This is a genomic window from Klebsiella sp. GW_Kp182 (genome assembly GCF_040062275.1).
Lineage (GTDB): Bacteria > Pseudomonadota > Gammaproteobacteria > Enterobacterales > Enterobacteriaceae > Klebsiella > Klebsiella michiganensis.
In genome coordinates, this window is sequence record NZ_JBEAFQ010000004.1 from 55855 (window position 1) to 72448 (window position 16594).

Here is a 16594-nt window from a genome sequence, read left to right on the forward strand (position 1 = left end):
TGGCGGTAATCATTCCGGCACACGACGGCTCTAATAAAAATATTCACTTCATCTCATCAAAAATAGTCATGATGTTCTTTCTGATATCAAAGCCGATCGCGCAACGATATCTAAACCGATGCAGAGTATCCATATTTTTCCCAGCGCAACAATGTTAATTCAAGCCAATACAACCACACAAAACAAATGGATAAACATGGAATTTCTGGGCAATAGCATTGCTTGAAGCGAAATCAATTTTGTCTGCAGACCAATAATTGATTTACATCAATGCGGATAATTACACCAGGCCTAAAGATGGGCGAAAAAGAGGGCATCAGATGAACAATTCTAATAATACCATTGACGTTAAATTAGCATTTCCTCTGCGGAAGGGAGTAATTACTTTATTATTTGGAATAATACTCTGGTTTATTCCGCCACCGTCAGGCCTTTCTGCTAATGCATGGCATATGTTTGCAATATTTGCGACCACTATCTTTGCGATTATCCTGAAAGTCATGCCGATGGGGGCAGTCACTATGATTGCGCTCATCTTTTCTGCACTTACCGGCGTTACTCCGCTTTCAGCAAAGGGGGAGACGGTCGGTGCGCTTTCTGGTTTTGCTAATGCGACGATCTGGTTGATTGGTATAGCAATGTTTATTTCGCGTGCTGTTATTAAAACCGGACTCGGAAGGCGCGTTGCTCTATGGTTTATCTCTAAATGTGGCTCGAACATGCTTGGTGTGGCCTATGGTCTCGCGCTCTCCGATCTCGTACTTGGCCCAGGTATCCCCTCCGCGTCGGCCCGCGGGGGTGGAATTATGTATCCCATTACTCAGTCTATTGCCACTGCGTATAATTCAGAGCCAGGCGCTACAGCAAGAAGGGCCGGGGCTTTTCTGATGATCTGTGTGTCACAAATAGATGCCATCGTCTGCACGATGTTCCTGACCGCAATGGCGGGAAACCCGTTAATCGCTGAGCTGGCCAGAAGCCAGGGTATAGAAATTAGCTGGACGACCTGGTTTGTTGGGGCGATCGTTCCCGGTATTGCTTCACTGATCCTCATTCCTTTAACCCTTTACTTTATATACCCGCCACAGTTGAAAAAAACGCCAGAAATTCCAGGCATTGCCCGAGAAGAATTAAAAAAAATGGGTCCTATGTCCTTGGCTGAAAAAATCCTGGCTTTCGATTTCATGTTATTGATTCTTCTATGGACCGTAGGTGACATTTTCTTTTCTATTCCCGCGACACTTTCGGCCTTTATTGGTCTGGCAATACTTCTGCTGTCAAACATTATGTCATGGAAAAATATTATAGAAGAGAAAACAGCATGGGATACAATGTTCTGGTTTGCCGTACTAGTGATGATGGCGAATGCTCTGAATAAGTATGGAATGATATCATGGATATCAAAAGGGATTGTAGGATATGTCAGCCATTTTGAATGGCTGACCGTATTCTTAATGCTGGTACTCATTTACTTCTATACCCGCTATTTTTTCGCGTCAGCAATGGCTCATATTTCTGCGATGTATCTGGCATTTCTTGCCGTCGCAATTTCCGTCGGTGCGCCGCCGCTATTTGCAGCTCTCGTGCTCGGCTATACTTCTAACCTCTCTATGGGGTTGACTCAGTATTCCGGCGGACCGGGTCCAGCACTGTTTGGCTCAGGTTACAACTCAACCGGGCAATGGTGGGGAGTGAGTTTTGTGGTTTCGATTGTATCGATTCTAATATGGCTGTTACTTGGTGGGGCATGGATGAAGGCTATCGGATATTGGTAGCCGATAGCCTGCCGTCAACATTATTTTTCCCGGGTTTAAGCAAGAGCCCGGGAAATTCACAGAATGGTAAAATTAAGCGCAGAACATCCAGTCAGCGTCCACGACTGGATATTGTTTTATTTCTACACTGACGTTGATGCTTGATTTTCCTGTCTTCGCCGGGATTAAAAATAATGAGAACTATTTACCCAGAAGCTCCCTGCGGATAATTTCCGCCCCGGCGCTTAGCGCATTGAGCTTGCCGCTCGCCACCGGACGCGATAGCGGCGCCATGCCGCAGTTGGTTGAAGGATAAAGCTTATCGGCATCCACAAACTGCAGCGCTTTACGTAAGGTCGCGGCGACTTCCTCCGGCGTTTCGATCGCATTGGTCGCCACGTCGATGGCTCCAACCATCACTTTTTTTCCGCGAATCAGTTCAAGCAGATCCATGGGAACACGTGAGTTATGACATTCCAGCGAGATGATATCGATGCTGGATGTTTGCAGCTTAGGAAACGCTTCTTCATATTGTCGCCACTCTGTTCCCAGGGTCTTTTTCCAGTCCGTATTCGCTTTGATGCCGTATCCATAGCAGATATGTACCGCAGTTTCGCATTTTAGCCCTTCAACGGCTCTTTCTAAGGCCGCGATGCCCCAATCATTAACCTCATCAAAAAACACATTAAAGGCTGGCTCATCAAACTGAATAATGTCGACGCCGGCGGCCTCCAGCTCCCTGGCTTCCTGATTAAGTATCTTCGCAAATTCCCAGGCCAGTTTTTCGCGGCTCTTATAGTGATTGTCATAGAGCGTATCAATCATGGTCATGGGACCCGGCAGCGCCCACTTAATCGGCTGGCTGGTGAGCTGACGTAAAAAACGCGCATCTTCGACAAAAACGGGTTTTTGACGCTCGACGGCGCCCACGACGGTCGGAACGCTCGCATCATAGCGATTACGGATTTTAACGACTTCGCGTTTTTCAAAATCGACGCCGCTGAGGTGCTCAATAAACGTAGTAACAAAGTGCTGACGGGTTTGCTCGCCATCGCTGACGATGTCGATACCGGCGCGCAGTTGGTCAAATAAGGACAGGCTCAGCGCGTCTTTTTTCCCGGCAATTAACTCTTCATTCTGCAGTTTCCATGGGGACCACAGTTTCTCCGGCTCTGCAAGCCAGGACGGTTTCGGTAAGCTGCCGGCTGTTGAAGTGGGTAATAATTTTGTCATTATCGATAGCCTTATATATGCGATGTCTTAAAGAGCGTAATGAGCAGACCATTGCTGCAGAATATTTTTATACGGTTTAATAAAGTGCTCTTCGGTAAACTTCCCCTGCTCTACCGCCAGCTGGCTGCGCTCTTCACGATCGTAAACAATTTTGGTTAATGAATGGTCCTGATGATGCAGATCGGGCTGATAGCAGAGTCCTGCGGCAGAGTTGGCGTTGTAGATCTCCGGGCGGTATATCTTCTGGAACGTCTCCATCGTGCTGATGGTGCTAATCAGCTCAAGGCTCGTGTAATCGCTCAGCAAATCCCCTGAGAAATAAAAGGCCAAAGGCGCAACGCTGTTTTTCGGCATAAAGTAGCGAACCTTCAGGCCCATTTTGCCAAAATATTGCTCAGTCAACGATGAACCCTCTGGCCGGTATTCGAGCCCCAGGACAGGATGTTGATTTCCGGTCTGGTGATAGGTGTCTTTGCTGGAGACGCTAAGGCAAATGACCGGTGATTTTTTGAAATTGGCCTTGTACTCCGCTGAATTGACGAAATGTTTAAATATGTTGCCGTGCAAATCGCCGAATCCTTCCGGAAGGCTAAAACCTGCGCGTCCTTTATTATGGTCTAACAGCAATACGCTAAAGTCGTAGTCGCGAACGTACGAAGAGAAATTATTGCCAACGATACCCTCAATACGTTCATCGGTCTTTTTATCAATAATGCTGGTTTGCAATATTTCAATCACCGGAAAGGTATCGCCGGTGGCGCTGATATTCATTTCGGCTGAAATAATTTCCAGCGCAACGGCATAGCGATCGCCTTTGGGGTTATCCCAGTGCGCCAGCGTATTGAAACGATTGTCAATCATGACTAAGGTATTGCGCAGATTCTCCTGGCGATTTTCCCCTCTTGCTAAATTAGCAAAGTTGGTTGTAATACGCGTATTTTCTGAGGGGTTATAGTTTTCATCAAAGAGAGTGCGTTTAATAGTAAAGGTAAATTGTTGATTCATCGCAGATGTGCATCCTAAGTTCTGAGATAAAAACTGCAGTCCTTTCTGATGGTTGCAGGCTGGCGCAGGCTTCCATAAGCAGTCTTCATCTTCATATTATCTATATCGAATACAGCATGTTATGCCAGAGCCATTAGATGAGTGAAAGCGAGTTAATTTCATTACAACATGAGCCATATTCATGGTCTGGCGTCAGCCCATGCTGTATCTCGTTGAACAGAGCCAGCCGCTCTTGCCAACGAGCTTGTCCTCCCGGTTAAACATCCGTACATTTTCCTGTCGCCTGTATGAGTTGATGCTGAAGCAAGAAACAGCAGAGGTCGGCCAGGCTAAACACGACCTCAACCCTGGCGTCTTTCTTTTCAACAACCGCACTCTTCATGCTCCTTTGCACTCTGTCGGGCGCGATCGTTGGAGGAAAATGGAAGTGGGACCGGCGCGTTTTCATGCTTTACTTTGGTGATGTCCAAAACCTGACTAACGCTACCGATATTTTTTCTGGCATATTTATGTTCTATGGTTAATTCGGATTATCAACAGCGAATATAGCCATCAACAACCCGCTCTAACTTATTGATTTGAGGGATACAATGAATAATGTCATTCTCAGCATAATTGCTAAAATTTCCGCCATGGATGCCGAAAGTAAGCAGCTTGCTGCCCAGGTCGAGGCGCAGTCTTTGCTCATTAGCGCGCTGATGCTCGCTATCGGCAAGGAAGGCGGCGTCGCGGAATTAGTTAGCAGCGTAACGAAAGCGATAAATTCGGTACTGGAATCATCTGAAGACGTTCTGAAGACGGACGCAGAACTGCTTCTGACCAAGTTTCAGGAACAAATAGCGCTCACGCAGTTGATAAGCACCCACGAAGATGAAATCAGTCATGACAGGCTCGATGATTAACAAGGGTCAGTCTGTTATAGATTGGGAATATGCAGGGCTTGCGGTTAGTCATGAGCTTACCGGCCATCAGCAACTATTGGCCGGTTCAGCTTCAGAAAATAGGGATACTCCAGGCGGAATACGCAATGTCTACTCGCCTGCGCTGCTGCCGGAGGCAAACCGCTCGGTACATTAAGGCAAATCAGGCTTCACTTTTCCCCAGGCCAGCGTATGTCACCGACGCCGTTGACTTTCGGCATGGCAAATAAAAAGCCCTGGAAACGTTTAATACCCGCAGATTCGAGCCAGCACCACTCCTCTATCCGCTCTATGCCTTCAGCAACCACCGCAATCTCAAGTTCACGGCAGCAGTTGATAATCGATCTTACCACCGCTTGTTTAGGGCCGCTCTGATGGATATCGGTAATAATCTCGCGGTCGATTTTAACTTTATCAGGCTGAATTTTTGTCAACAACGAGAGTCCAGCATAACCGGCGCCAAAGTCATCAATTGCCAGCCCCATACCAGAGACGCGCAGTTTTTTTATCGCGCTGCTGAACTGGCTAAAACCGGAGATCATTTCATCTTCCGTCACCTCCACGATCACCTGTTCGGGTTCAAGACCCTGTTTTTTTATTTCCTGCAACAGGTATTCAATGGCATCAGGAATAACAACCAGAGACATCGGAAGGATATTAATGGATATTTTATGGTCGCCAATATTGATTTCTTTCGCCAGGGCAAAGGCAACTGATTTCGCTTTGAGATCAACTTCATAACGTTGCTCTGGCGGAATCGAGGCAAAGAAATTGGCGGGACTACTGCCGTCTTTATCACGAATAAGCGCTTCAAGCGAAGTGATATTCCCGGCCAACGGTTCGATAATGGGCTGGAAAGCAAACTGACAGCATTGACCGGCAAAAAACGATTCTTGCGGCGCATGAAATGCATGTTTACGCGAATGAAGCGACCATTTGTCAGGCCGTAAAAAGGGTGACGGCGCGGCAGCGCTTTTTTGACTGATAAAAGTATGGATAAATTTATAGACGCGCTCTTCGGTGGAAAGATAACCTTTCAGTTGGCTAAGCTGGCGAACCTTTGTCAGGACGTCAGCGGTTTGCAGTTTATTCAGGTCAAAAAACATCATCCCTACGTTTTCAAAGCGCCGGCGCGGCGCGTAATCACGCATCAGCTCGACAACCTGATGGTGGCGATCGTCTTGCTTGATCGTGCTGAATAGCTGCTCAAGCACGCACTCATCCCCCTCAAGTATCTGAAGGTAAACATTATCTTTTAAAAGAAGTATGCCCGTAATCCCGCGTGCTGCGTTCTCAGCATTCGCTTTTTCAACCAGCAGTATGAGATCGGTTTCTTGTGTTAAATGCATCTGACTTCTGTAAATCAGAGTTGTCAGCATAATCCCATCCAGATGTTTGCCAGGAGAATGGGACTGTGTAACACAGTTTACCCTTTTAACCCAGGCTATCTGTCATAATTAACTGGACCGGCTGTAGCCGACTAAGTTTATCCGATTATTTACGGCAGCAACCGGCAAGGGCCAGCGAAATAGTCCTCAGCGGCGCAGGTAATGGCAGTGATTCATTCAGCAGCCATTTAAACCGTTTGGTAAATGCGTTTTTTTAAGCGGTATTTACTAGCCAACAAATCCCTGCTCGCGCATACGCGCTATCGCCTCTTCGCTGGCGCAGACCATGCCCGTGGTCAGCGTTTCAAAACCAAAGCGGCGATAAAAGCCGACTTTATCCACCACCGAGTAGATGAAGGTTTTGCCGAACGGCCGCAGCCGCTCGCTGACCGATTGCATCAGCTGCTGCCCGTACCCCTTTCCCTGACAGCGCGGGTGCACCGCGACATCCGCCAGATAGCTGCACCAGGTCAGGTCGCTAATCGCCCGGGCAACGGCAATAAGCTGCCCGTTTTCATAGCCAAACCAGCAAAAGGTACTATGGCGAAACGCGCGCTCCACCAGCGCGACGTCCCGCTGATTGAGACCTGCGGCGGCGATAATCTCCGCCACCGTCAGCCAGTCAACCGAGTCCACGTGCTCTTTATCTTTTAATATCATCATGACGTTGCCTTTCACTCGCCTGCTTTGGCTTTCAGCATAGCCGAATGGCGCTAAAAAAAGCGCGCCCTGCCGCCCCCGGTCAACAGCATTTTATGCTGGATAAAAAAGTATAAGCCGGGGAAATTTTCTGACACCGCGGCGTGAAAACAGCGCATTTATGCTTAACAGCGGCGAGTAATCGACCAGGAGGCAGAATTAAATAAAATAACGCCATATTCTAACGACCGAAAACGGGCAAAAAAAACCGCCATGTGACTGGCGGTGAATGAATGCTTGCATGGATAGATTGTGTTTTGCATTTTTACGTTCAGGGCATAACCCCCTGAGTACGCTTGTCCGATAAGCTATCACGCGCAACATCAATGAAAGCTAAACGGACCGTTGCTTACAGCTTTTCCACCAGCGCTTTAATCTGCGCGACAAGGCCCTCTTTCTCCTCCTGCCTGGCGCCCGCGCAGGGCCAGGTGGATTGGCGGATAATCAGGCGCGTCGGCAGCAGCTCGCGGATCTTCATCTGCGGGGCAGCCATTAGCTGGATGAGCAGCTCAACCGCCCTTTTCCCCAGAACGTTAAAATCCTGGGCGACGGTGGTCAGCGGCGGCTGGAAGTAGAGGCTGTCCGCGGTATCGTCATAACCGGTGACCGAGATCGCCTGGCTGCCGGTGCGATTCAACTGCGCCAGCGCGCTCAGTACCCCGAGCGCCATCTGATCGTTAGCCACCACGATGGCGCTAATGCGCGGATGATGATGCAGGAGCTCAAACGTTTTGTTCCAGCCGCTGGCGGCGCTCCAGTCGCCAAACACCGTCACCGCATTACTGACGCCCAGCCGATGCAGCGCCTCGCGCCAGCTGCTCAATCGCATGCGCGCGGAGACCGAGCTCTCCGGCCCGGCCAGCAGGCCGAACTCCCGGTGCCCGGCGTCCCAGAGATGCCGCACGCACGCGCCGCAGCCGTCGCGATGATCGAAACGCACGCAGCACACGTCGGTCTCCGGCGAAACATCAAGAAACATGCAGGCGATATCGGGGTTTTCCACCACCAGCCGCTCCGCGAGGCTGCTTTCGAGCGGCAGGCTGATAATCGCGCCGCGAATATGCTGGGCGCGAAACTCATTAAGCCGCGCCTGCAGCGACGAATAGTCGACCTGCACCGGCATCGCAATCGAGACCTCAAGCTGATGCAGACCGGCGTAGCTTTTCACCGCCGCGGCGATTTGTGAAGGCGCGTGCAGCGTCAGCGAAGCGGTTATCAGCCCAATCGACGGCGCGGATTTCCCCGCCAGCAGCTGAGCGGAACGGTTCGGTACGTAGCGCAGCGCCTGCATCGCGCGAATGACCTTATCGCGGGTTCGTTCAGACACCACGTCCGGATTATTCAGCACCCGGGAGACCGTCTGCTGAGACACGCCGGCCTCGCGGGCCACATCGTCAAGCGTTGCCAGTCGACGCTGCATAGTGCACTCCTTCTGAATTAAAACCTCAATGTCGTCCGCTAACATTTTATGTTTAAAAGACGACAAAAATCAGCTGTTTTTCCAGCTTTTCGTGATCGCCAGTGGGTTTCATTTTCGCCAATATTGCGGCTATAGCGAAAATAACTGATAACAAAATTATATTGTCTAGCGAATGACATTTTTATCACTTATCCGTCAGGAATACGTATGCAACAACACGACTCTCATTCTGCCGCAGGAGAAACGTTCCATCAGATTCTCACCCGCGAAGACTGGCAGAACCAGACCATTACCCATCTCAACCGTTTACCGGCCCACCCGACTTTCGCCAGCTGGCGCGATACCGACGCGGCGCGAAAAAACCAGCCCTCAGCGTTCCGCCGCCGGCTTGACGGCCAGTGGCAGTTCTCCTGGGCCCGCAGCCCGTTTGACGTGGATGCCCGCTGGCTGGAAGACGATCTGCCGGACAGCCGCAGTACGCCGGTGCCGTCAAACTGGCAAATGGAAGGCTACGACGCTCCGATCTATACCAACGTCCGCTACCCGATCGACACTACGCCGCCGCGCGTACCTGAGGAGAATCCGACCGGCTGCTACTCGCTGACGTTCAGCGTCGATGAGAGCTGGCGAGCCGACGGCCAGACGCAGATTATCTTCGACGGCGTTAATTCGGCTTTTCATCTGTGGTGCAACGGCGAATGGGTCGGTTATTCGCAGGACAGTCGCCTGCCCGCGGCCTTCGATCTCTCGCCCTACCTTCAGCCGGGTGATAACCGCATCTGCGTGATGGTGATGCGCTGGAGCGCGGGTACCTGGCTTGAAGACCAGGATATGTGGCGCATGAGCGGCATCTTCCGTTCGGTCTGGCTGCTGAACAAACCGACCCTGCACCTCTGCGACGTTCAGCTCACGCCGCAGCTCGATGCGCTCTATCGGGATGCCGAGCTGCTGGTGAACTTAAGCGTCGCCGCGCCGGTCGCGCTGCTGGAGGCGCTGACGGTGAAGATCGAACTGTGGGATGACGATCGTCTGGTCGCCAGTCACCAGCAGTCGCCGGGTTCGCCGATTATCGATGAGCGCGGAAGCTATGCCGAACGCGCGGCGATTCGTCTGCCGGTAGAGCGACCGGCGCTGTGGAGCGCGGAAACGCCAAACTGCTATCGGGCGGTGGTGTCCCTGTGCCGCGGCGATGAAACGATCGAGGCTGAAGCCTGGGATATCGGCTTTCGCCGGGTTGAAATCAAAAACGGCCTGCTGCTGTTAAACGGCAAACCGCTGCTGATCCGCGGCGTCAACCGTCACGAGCACCATCACCAGCGCGGCCAGGTGGTGACCGAAGAGGATATGGTGCAGGACATCCTGCTGATGAAGCAGAACAACTTTAACGCCGTGCGCTGCTCGCATTATCCAAACACCCCGCGCTGGTACGAGCTGTGCAATCGCTATGGCCTGTACGTCGTTGACGAAGCCAATATTGAAACCCACGGCATGGTGCCGATGAATCGTCTTTCCGACGATCCAGCCTGGCTGCCGGCCTTCAGCGCCCGCGTCAGCCGGATGTTGCAAAGCAATCGCAACCACCCGTCGATTATTATCTGGTCGCTGGGGAACGAATCCGGCGGCGGCGGCAACCATGAAGCGATGTATCACTGGCTGAAGCGCAACGATCCCTCCCGCCCGGTGCAGTACGAGGGTGGAGGCGCCGACAGCACCACCACCGATATTATCTGCCCGATGTACGCCCGCGTTGAGCGCGATCAGCGGATTCCGACGGTGCCGAAATGGGGGATCAAAAAGTGGATCAGTCTGCCGGGCGAGCAGCGCCCGCTGATCCTCTGCGAATACGCCCACGCGATGGGCAACAGCCTCGGCAACTTTGCTGATTACTGGCAGGCCTTCCGCGACTACCCGCGCCTGCAGGGCGGGTTTATCTGGGACTGGGCCGATCAGGCCATCAGCAAAACCTTCGACGACGGCAGCGTCGGCTGGGCCTACGGCGGTGATTTTGGCGATACGCCGAACGATCGCCAGTTCTGTATGAACGGCCTGGTCTTCCCCGACCGCCGCCCGCACCCTTCATTAATTGAAGCGAAACACGCGCAGCAGTACTTCCAGTTTACCCTGCTTGCGCAATCCCCGCTGCGTATCAGCATCAGCAGCGAATATCTGTTCCGCGCCACCGATAACGAAGCGCTGCGCTGGCAGGTCCAGGCCGCCGGAGAAACCTTTGCCGAGGCTCAAGTGAAGCTTGAGCTGAGCCCTGAAGGCCAGGGCGAGCTGACGCTGTGCGATGCGCTGACGCTGCCCGTGGGCGCCGAAGCGGTGTGGCTGACGCTGGAGGTTGTCCAGCCGCAGGCCACCGCCTGGTCCGACGCCGGGCATCGCGTCGCCTGGCAGCAGTTCCCGCTCGCCGCCCCGCTGGCGCTGCGCCTGCCTTCCCCCGTCGGCACGGCGCCAGCGCTGGAGAGCAGCGACGCGGCCTGGACCGTACGCAGCGGCTCGCAGCAATGGACTATCGACCGGGAGAGCGGCCTGCTGACCCACTGGCAGGTAGAGGGTGTGGAACAGCTGCTGACGCCGCTGCGCGACCAGTTTGTGCGCGCCCCGCTGGATAACGATATCGGCGTCAGCGAAGTGGAGCGCATCGACCCCAACGCCTGGGTTGAACGCTGGAAGAGCGCCGGGCTCTACGGCCTCAGCGCCCGCTGCGTACAGTGCGACGCCCAGCGCCTGGCCCATGAAGTGGTTATCGATAGCCGCTGGCACTATCTGCGCGGCGACGAAGTGGTGATTGTCAGCCACTGGCGGATGACGTTTGATGGCGAAGGCAAGCTGCATCTGGCGGTCAATGGCGAACGCGCCGGCACCCTGCCGCCGCTGCCGCGCATCGGGCTGAATTTCCAGGTTCCGGACCAGCATCAACCGGTTTCCTGGCTCGGCTACGGCCCGCATGAAAACTATCCGGACCGCCGCACCAGCGCCTGTTTCTCCCGCTGGCAGCTGCCGCTGGAAGAGATGACCACACCGTACATTTTCCCGACGGAAAACGGCCTGCGCTGCGATAACAAAGCGCTGGACTGGGGGCGCTGGCACGTCGCGGGCGATTTCCACTTCTCCGTACAGCCCTACAGCACCGCGCAGTTAATGGAGACCGATCACTGGCACAGGATGAAGCCGGAAAACGGCGTCTGGATCGCGCTCGATGCTCAACACATGGGCATCGGCGGCGATGACTCCTGGACACCCAGCGTACTACAGCAATGGCTGCTGCTTGAGACACAATGGCAATATCAGTTAACGATTCATTTCCAATAATAATCGGGGGCGCCAGCCCCCAACCTTACAGGCATAATAATATGGAATATTCACAATGAAACTCTCTGAACTCGCGCCACGAGAACGGCATAATTTTATATATTTCATGCTGTTCTTTTTCTTCTACTATTTCATTATGTCAGCCTACTTCCCCTTCTTCCCGGTATGGCTGGCGGAAGTAAACCATTTAACCAAAACCGAAACGGGGATCGTCTTCTCCTCCATTTCGCTATTCGCGATAATTTTCCAGCCGGTGTTTGGCCTGATTTCCGATAAGCTCGGCCTGCGCAAACATCTGCTGTGGACGATTACGATTTTATTAATCCTGTTTGCCCCGTTCTTTATTTTTGTTTTCTCGCCGCTGCTGCAGATGAATATCATCGCGGGCGCGCTGGTGGGCGGGATCTATCTGGGGATCGTCTTCTCCAGCGGCTCCGGGGCGGTAGAAGCCTATATTGAACGCGTCAGCCGCGCCAACCGTTTTGAATACGGTAAAGTGCGCGTCTCCGGCTGCGTCGGCTGGGCGCTGTGCGCCTCGATCACCGGCATTCTGTTTAGTATCGACCCCAATATCACCTTCTGGATCGCCTCCGGCTTCGCGCTGATCCTCGGCGTGCTGCTGTGGGTCTCGAAGCCGGAAAGCAGCAATAGCGCCGAGGTTATCGACGCCCTGGGCGTCAACCGTCAGGCTTTCTCCATGCGCACCGCCGCCGAGCTCTTGCGGATGCCGCGCTTCTGGGGCTTTATTATTTATGTCGTTGGCGTCGCCAGCGTCTATGACGTTTTCGACCAGCAGTTCGCCAACTTTTTTAAAGGCTTCTTCACCAGCCCGCAGCGCGGCACCGAAGTGTTTGGCTTCGTGACCACCGGTGGGGAATTACTCAATGCGCTGATCATGTTCTGCGCGCCGGCAATTATTAACCGAATTGGCGCCAAGAATGCCCTGTTAATTGCCGGGGTAATTATGTCAGTCCGAATTTTAGGCTCCTCTTTCGCGACCTCGGCGGTGGAAGTGATTATATTAAAAATGCTGCATATGTTTGAGATCCCCTTCCTGCTGGTTGGCACCTTTAAATATATCTCGTCGGCATTTAACCCAAAACTTTCGGCGACGCTGTTCCTGATCGGCTTTAATTTATCGAAACAGCTGTCGGGCGTTGTGCTCTCGGCTTGGGTAGGACGGATGTATGATACCGTCGGCTTCCATCAGGCTTATCTGATCCTGGGCTGTATTACCCTGAGCTTTACCGTCATTTCGCTGTTTACCCTGAAAGGCAGCAAAACCCTGCTCCCGGCGGCAGCATAACGCCAGGCCGCCGGAAACCCTCCGGCGGCGCGTCGGCAATACACCGTTAAGACGCCGGGTAAGGCAGTTGCCGCTAGCCGTCGATCCGCGTTTCCCCGTCGCTATTTTCCAGCCCGTAAAGGCGCGCTTCCGCCATCGATGAAATCAGCTCAGCCAGCTCGACGGAGTGGCTGGTTAACCAGATTTGGCTATAGCGGGCCGCTTCGACAATCAGCCGGGCCAGCGCCGGGAACATCTGGCGATGCAGGCTGTTTTCCGGCTCGTTAATGGCCAGAAATGCCGGAGGGCGCGGGCTTAATAGCGCCACCGCCAGGCACAGGAAGCGCAGCGTGCCGTCGGACATTTCCGCCGCCAGTAAAGGCCGCCAGACGCCGTTACGGCGCATCTTCATCGAGAAACGCGAGTTTTCGTTTTCACAATAAAAGGTACACGCCGGGAACGCTTCGCCGAGGATCTCATGCAGCAGCTCTTCGGCGCCGATTTCCACGATGGTCTGAAAGGCGGCGGCGAGGTTATGCCCATCGCTGTCGAGCACCGGCGAGCGGTAGCCTACCGTCGGGTGTCGCAGCGGTGAGAGTCTGCCAATATTGAATTCGTGATAAAAGCGCCAGTGGCGCATGGTTTCCCTGACCCGCGAGACCTCCGGAAAACGGTGCGGCTCGCCCAGTTGGCCAAAAATCGATTCATTCTCGTAAATGGCGTCGGTAAAGGTACTCTTTTCGCCATTCACATCCACCAGGAACGCCGCCTGGTTTTTACGCTCCAGCACGCGCGATGAAGGACGTCGGGAAAATCCCGCCAGCCAGATCGACTCCTCTTTAACGATCGGATCCAGCTGAAACTGGGTAGGATAAGGCAGCTTTTCCGGAAAACCCACCTGCAGCTGGTAGTCAAACTCGTCGGTCAGACAGCCAATCTGCAGCCGCCGCGGAAAGCGGTCGGTCGGCGCGCCTGGCCCGGACCACATAATGTTTTCCAGCCCGCCCTCATCGCTGATATAGCCGGAAAACTTCCCGTCGGCGCAGGCGGTTAACAGGTGGATGGCTTTATAGATATTGGATTTACCGCAGCCGTTGGGGCCAAAGACGATATTCAGCGCACCGAGTTCCAGCTCAATATCCCTGACCGATCTGAAATTTTTTATCCGGATATGGTTAATCATAGATTCCCGAAACTGATAAAAGCGTTTGGCGCTACTGTATCGGAGGCGAAAGGAAAACAAAACAGGCGCGGACCGGACGACGGCTTGCCGCCCGGCTCCGGCTTAGCTGAAGAGTTTTTTCATGCCGCGGGTCAGCGCGACTCTTTTGAGTTTGTCCGTATCCTCATGGCTCTCGTTGAAAACGCCGAAAAAATAGCGTTCATCGTCAATGGTCTGCGATACGATTCTGTAGCTCAGCGGCTGGCCGGATTTCGCGCCGTACTGCGCAGGCGTCACGGAAATCTCCGTCGCGTTATCGGCAACGCTAACCATCAGGCCGTCGCCCTTCCCTCCAACCAGCATCACCTTAATTAACGGGTGCACCATGTCCCTCCCGGGTTGAGGTCAATGATTAATTTTCGATGGCCGCAGGCTGACAGTTGGCCGTTGCACCGCCGTGGCCGGACTTGTCTTTAGCGGAGGCCGGCTGAGCGCCCTCTTTACCAACAACGGGCGGTAACGGCACGCCTTCTTTGTCCACCGCAGGCGACGCCTTCTGGCAGGTCGCCGTTTTCGTGGCCTCTGCGCCCCAGACAGGGGTTTGCAGACTCAGGATCGCCACGGGAGCAAGCAGCAACGTGTTCTTCAGTACTTTCTTATAGTTCATACCGGCCTTGAGTAAAAAAATTTCTTTCTTATGCTGAGCTAAGCGCTGATTATTAGGAGTAAAAGCTGACAAATGATGAAGGAAAAAAGAGGAATTGTGAACATCAATAGTTCTTATTTATGAATTGCCGCCTTTCCTGCCCCCGCGCCTGACGGATCTTATATCCAGGAATTACCTTAATCAATTGAAATGACGGCAATACCCCCATTCTGGCGACGTTTCTTTTCGCCAGAGTGTAGCGCTTTTGTGGCAGAAACAGCGACCTGGTTTATATCCCGGACGTTGTGGAAAATTCCTGGAGTGAGGCTCACCGACGGCTGAGCATTTGTACTTCGCTTGTTAGCCACTAGACTTAAATAAGTCAAACGAAAGGAGACTCCCATGTCATCACAAGAGTATGAAAACGACGCGCAGAATCTGGCGGACAAAGTGAGCAACAAAGTCAATGAATTCGCCGGGGAAGCCCAGCAGCAATTTGGTGATGCGGTTGATTCGCCTAAACATCAGCTAAAAGGCGCGGCCCGTAAGTACGCCGCTCAGGCGTCGGATGCCGTCTCAGAGGTCTCCGAGCGCGTAAGGGAAAATCCGCTGACCGGGCTGCTGGCGGCCGGCGCTATCGGGCTGGTGATTGGTTTACTGGCGGGACGGAAATAACCCATTCTAAGGCCCTTCGGGCCTTAATTTTTTGCCTGCGGCGCGCTTATGCTAACGCTGACTTAAATCGCCACGACTTCAGCTACGTTAAACTGAAAAACGTAAGGGTCGGACAACAGGTGGAATTGCTCATCATCCGCATAGGTCACTGCGACATGATACGCTTCACCGGCAAAGGCGATGACCGCATCCAGATTGTGCCAGTACGTTGCCAGGAAGAAGTGTTCCCACTCCCCCTGCGTTTCCCGTCTGACAAACGCCCCCGCGTTGCCGCTGATGCCCTGGGAATGCTGTACGCCTGTCGCCTGCAAATGAACCGCAAACGCATCGCCAAACTCAACGGGAACACAACCATGCCAGGTTCTGACAATCATCTCCACACCTCATAAAAAAGCAATAAAGATGCATTTATAGCAAATAAATGGCGATAATAGTGATTTTTTATGCAATTACTTTATGCGAATCATACCGCCTGGTACATCCCGGACATTTGCAGGTATAATCTCACTCATTATTCAGCGGATTCAGACACGAAGATGACAAAACTCACCTTACAAGAACAAATGCTTAAAGCCGGGTTAGTGACCAGCAAAAAAATGGCCAAAGTTCAGAGAACGGCGAAAAAGTCCCGCGTTCAGGCTCGTGAAGCCAGAGAAGCAGTGGAAGAGAATAAAAAAGCGCAGCTTGAGCGAGATAAGCAGCTTAGCGAGCAGCAAAAGCAGGCGGCGCTCTCGAAAGAGTATAAAGCGCAGGTTAAGCAGCTTATTGAAATGAATAAAATCGATATTTCAAAAGGCAATATTGATTTTAACTTCACGGATAACAACTTCATTAAAAAAATCGCCGTGGATAAACTCACCCAGGCACAGCTGATTAGCGGCCGTCTCGCCATTGCGCGTCTGGCCGGCGATAACGACGGCGAGAGCAAATACGCGATTATCCCGGCGAGCGTCGCCGATAAAATCGCCCAGCGCGACGCCAGCAGCATTGTCTTAAACAGCGCGCTAAGTGCGGAAGAGCAGGACGAAGACGATCCGTATGCTGATTTTAAAGTTCCCGATGATTTGATGTGGTAAGCAATGCGGGCCTGCG

16 protein-coding genes are annotated in these 16594 nt (G+C 52.8%); 7 read left to right on the forward strand and 9 right to left on the reverse strand.

Features of this window, described 5'->3' with window-relative positions; genetic code table 11:
* The first annotated feature begins 320 nt into the window (after positions 1 to 320).
* On the forward strand, positions 321 to 1775 hold the full coding sequence (locus tag ABLU88_RS05840) for a DASS family sodium-coupled anion symporter (RefSeq protein WP_265810867.1): 1455 nt from the start codon (positions 321 to 323) through the stop codon (positions 1773 to 1775).
* 180 nt (positions 1776 to 1955) lie between these two features.
* On the opposite strand, the gene ABLU88_RS05845 is transcribed toward ABLU88_RS05840, so the two are convergent.
* The gene (locus ABLU88_RS05845; protein WP_049083439.1) at positions 1956 to 2987 is read right to left on the reverse strand and encodes a methionine synthase; all 1032 of its coding nucleotides are present in this window, start codon (positions 2985 to 2987) and stop codon (positions 1956 to 1958) included.
* Between the two features lie 27 nt (positions 2988 to 3014).
* Positions 3015 to 3992: a DUF1852 domain-containing protein gene (locus ABLU88_RS05850; RefSeq protein ID WP_025105763.1), complete on the reverse strand. Its 978-nt coding sequence runs from the start codon at positions 3990 to 3992 to the stop codon at positions 3015 to 3017.
* Positions 3993 to 4173: 181 nt separating this feature from the next.
* Here ABLU88_RS05850 and ABLU88_RS05855 point away from each other — a divergent pair, with 181 nt between their 5' ends.
* Entirely contained in the window at positions 4174 to 4455 is a 282-nt protein-coding gene (locus tag ABLU88_RS05855; RefSeq protein ID WP_348836213.1) for a hypothetical protein, read from the forward strand.
* A 127-nt stretch (positions 4456 to 4582) separates the two neighbouring features.
* Positions 4583 to 4894, forward strand: a complete 312-nt coding sequence (gene iraP, locus ABLU88_RS05860) for an anti-adapter protein IraP (RefSeq protein ID WP_004851215.1) — start codon at positions 4583 to 4585, stop codon at positions 4892 to 4894.
* Between the two features lie 188 nt (positions 4895 to 5082).
* Here the strand turns inward: iraP and ABLU88_RS05865 are convergent, their stop codons facing one another.
* The 3 genes from ABLU88_RS05865 to ABLU88_RS05875 all read right to left on the reverse strand — a co-directional run bounded on the left by ABLU88_RS05865 (position 5083) and on the right by ABLU88_RS05875 (position 8419).
* On the reverse strand, positions 5083 to 6291 hold the full coding sequence (locus ABLU88_RS05865; protein WP_348836214.1) for a diguanylate phosphodiesterase: 1209 nt from the start codon (positions 6289 to 6291) through the stop codon (positions 5083 to 5085).
* 237 nt (positions 6292 to 6528) lie between these two features.
* Positions 6529 to 6963, reverse strand: coding sequence for a GNAT family N-acetyltransferase (locus tag ABLU88_RS05870; RefSeq protein ID WP_064357344.1), 435 nt, complete (start codon positions 6961 to 6963; stop codon positions 6529 to 6531).
* 385 nt (positions 6964 to 7348) lie between these two features.
* The gene (locus ABLU88_RS05875; RefSeq protein WP_049104095.1) at positions 7349 to 8419 is read right to left on the reverse strand and encodes a LacI family DNA-binding transcriptional regulator; all 1071 of its coding nucleotides are present in this window, start codon (positions 8417 to 8419) and stop codon (positions 7349 to 7351) included.
* 207 nt (positions 8420 to 8626) lie between these two features.
* Here ABLU88_RS05875 and ABLU88_RS05880 point away from each other — a divergent pair, with 207 nt between their 5' ends.
* Positions 8627 to 11734 carry a beta-galactosidase gene (locus ABLU88_RS05880; protein ID WP_348836215.1) on the forward strand — a complete coding sequence of 1036 codons (3108 nt, stop codon included), beginning with the start codon at positions 8627 to 8629 and terminating at the stop codon, positions 11732 to 11734.
* A gap of 55 nt (positions 11735 to 11789) precedes the next feature.
* Positions 11790 to 13040 carry an MFS transporter gene (locus tag ABLU88_RS05885; RefSeq protein WP_048263383.1) on the forward strand — a complete coding sequence of 417 codons (1251 nt, stop codon included), beginning with the start codon at positions 11790 to 11792 and terminating at the stop codon, positions 13038 to 13040.
* Positions 13041 to 13113: 73 nt separating this feature from the next.
* Here ABLU88_RS05885 and ABLU88_RS05890 read toward each other — a convergent pair whose 3' ends face one another.
* The 3 genes from ABLU88_RS05890 to ABLU88_RS05900 form a co-directional block, all read right to left on the reverse strand.
* A complete protein-coding gene (locus ABLU88_RS05890) occupies positions 13114 to 14202 on the reverse strand; it encodes an AAA family ATPase (protein ID WP_048263381.1) in 1089 nt (362 codons plus the stop codon).
* Between the two features lie 102 nt (positions 14203 to 14304).
* Complete coding sequence (locus tag ABLU88_RS05895) at positions 14305 to 14565, reverse strand: hypothetical protein (protein WP_014229513.1); 261 nt, start codon at positions 14563 to 14565, stop codon at positions 14305 to 14307.
* Positions 14566 to 14593: 28 nt separating this feature from the next.
* On the reverse strand, positions 14594 to 14848 hold the full coding sequence (locus tag ABLU88_RS05900; protein WP_032694471.1) for a hypothetical protein: 255 nt from the start codon (positions 14846 to 14848) through the stop codon (positions 14594 to 14596).
* A 381-nt stretch (positions 14849 to 15229) separates the two neighbouring features.
* Between ABLU88_RS05900 and ABLU88_RS05905 the strand changes: the two genes are divergently transcribed.
* Positions 15230 to 15502 (forward strand): CsbD family protein, encoded by a 273-nt coding sequence (locus tag ABLU88_RS05905; RefSeq protein WP_004851233.1) that lies wholly within the window; start codon positions 15230 to 15232, stop codon positions 15500 to 15502.
* 62 nt (positions 15503 to 15564) lie between these two features.
* Here the strand turns inward: ABLU88_RS05905 and ABLU88_RS05910 are convergent, their stop codons facing one another.
* The gene (locus ABLU88_RS05910) at positions 15565 to 15876 is read right to left on the reverse strand and encodes a hypothetical protein (RefSeq protein WP_025105771.1); all 312 of its coding nucleotides are present in this window, start codon (positions 15874 to 15876) and stop codon (positions 15565 to 15567) included.
* A 162-nt stretch (positions 15877 to 16038) separates the two neighbouring features.
* On the opposite strand from ABLU88_RS05910, the gene ABLU88_RS05915 reads away from it, so the two are divergent.
* On the forward strand, positions 16039 to 16578 hold the full coding sequence (locus tag ABLU88_RS05915) for a DUF2058 domain-containing protein (protein ID WP_025105772.1): 540 nt from the start codon (positions 16039 to 16041) through the stop codon (positions 16576 to 16578).
* Positions 16579 to 16594: the final 16 nt, after the last annotated feature.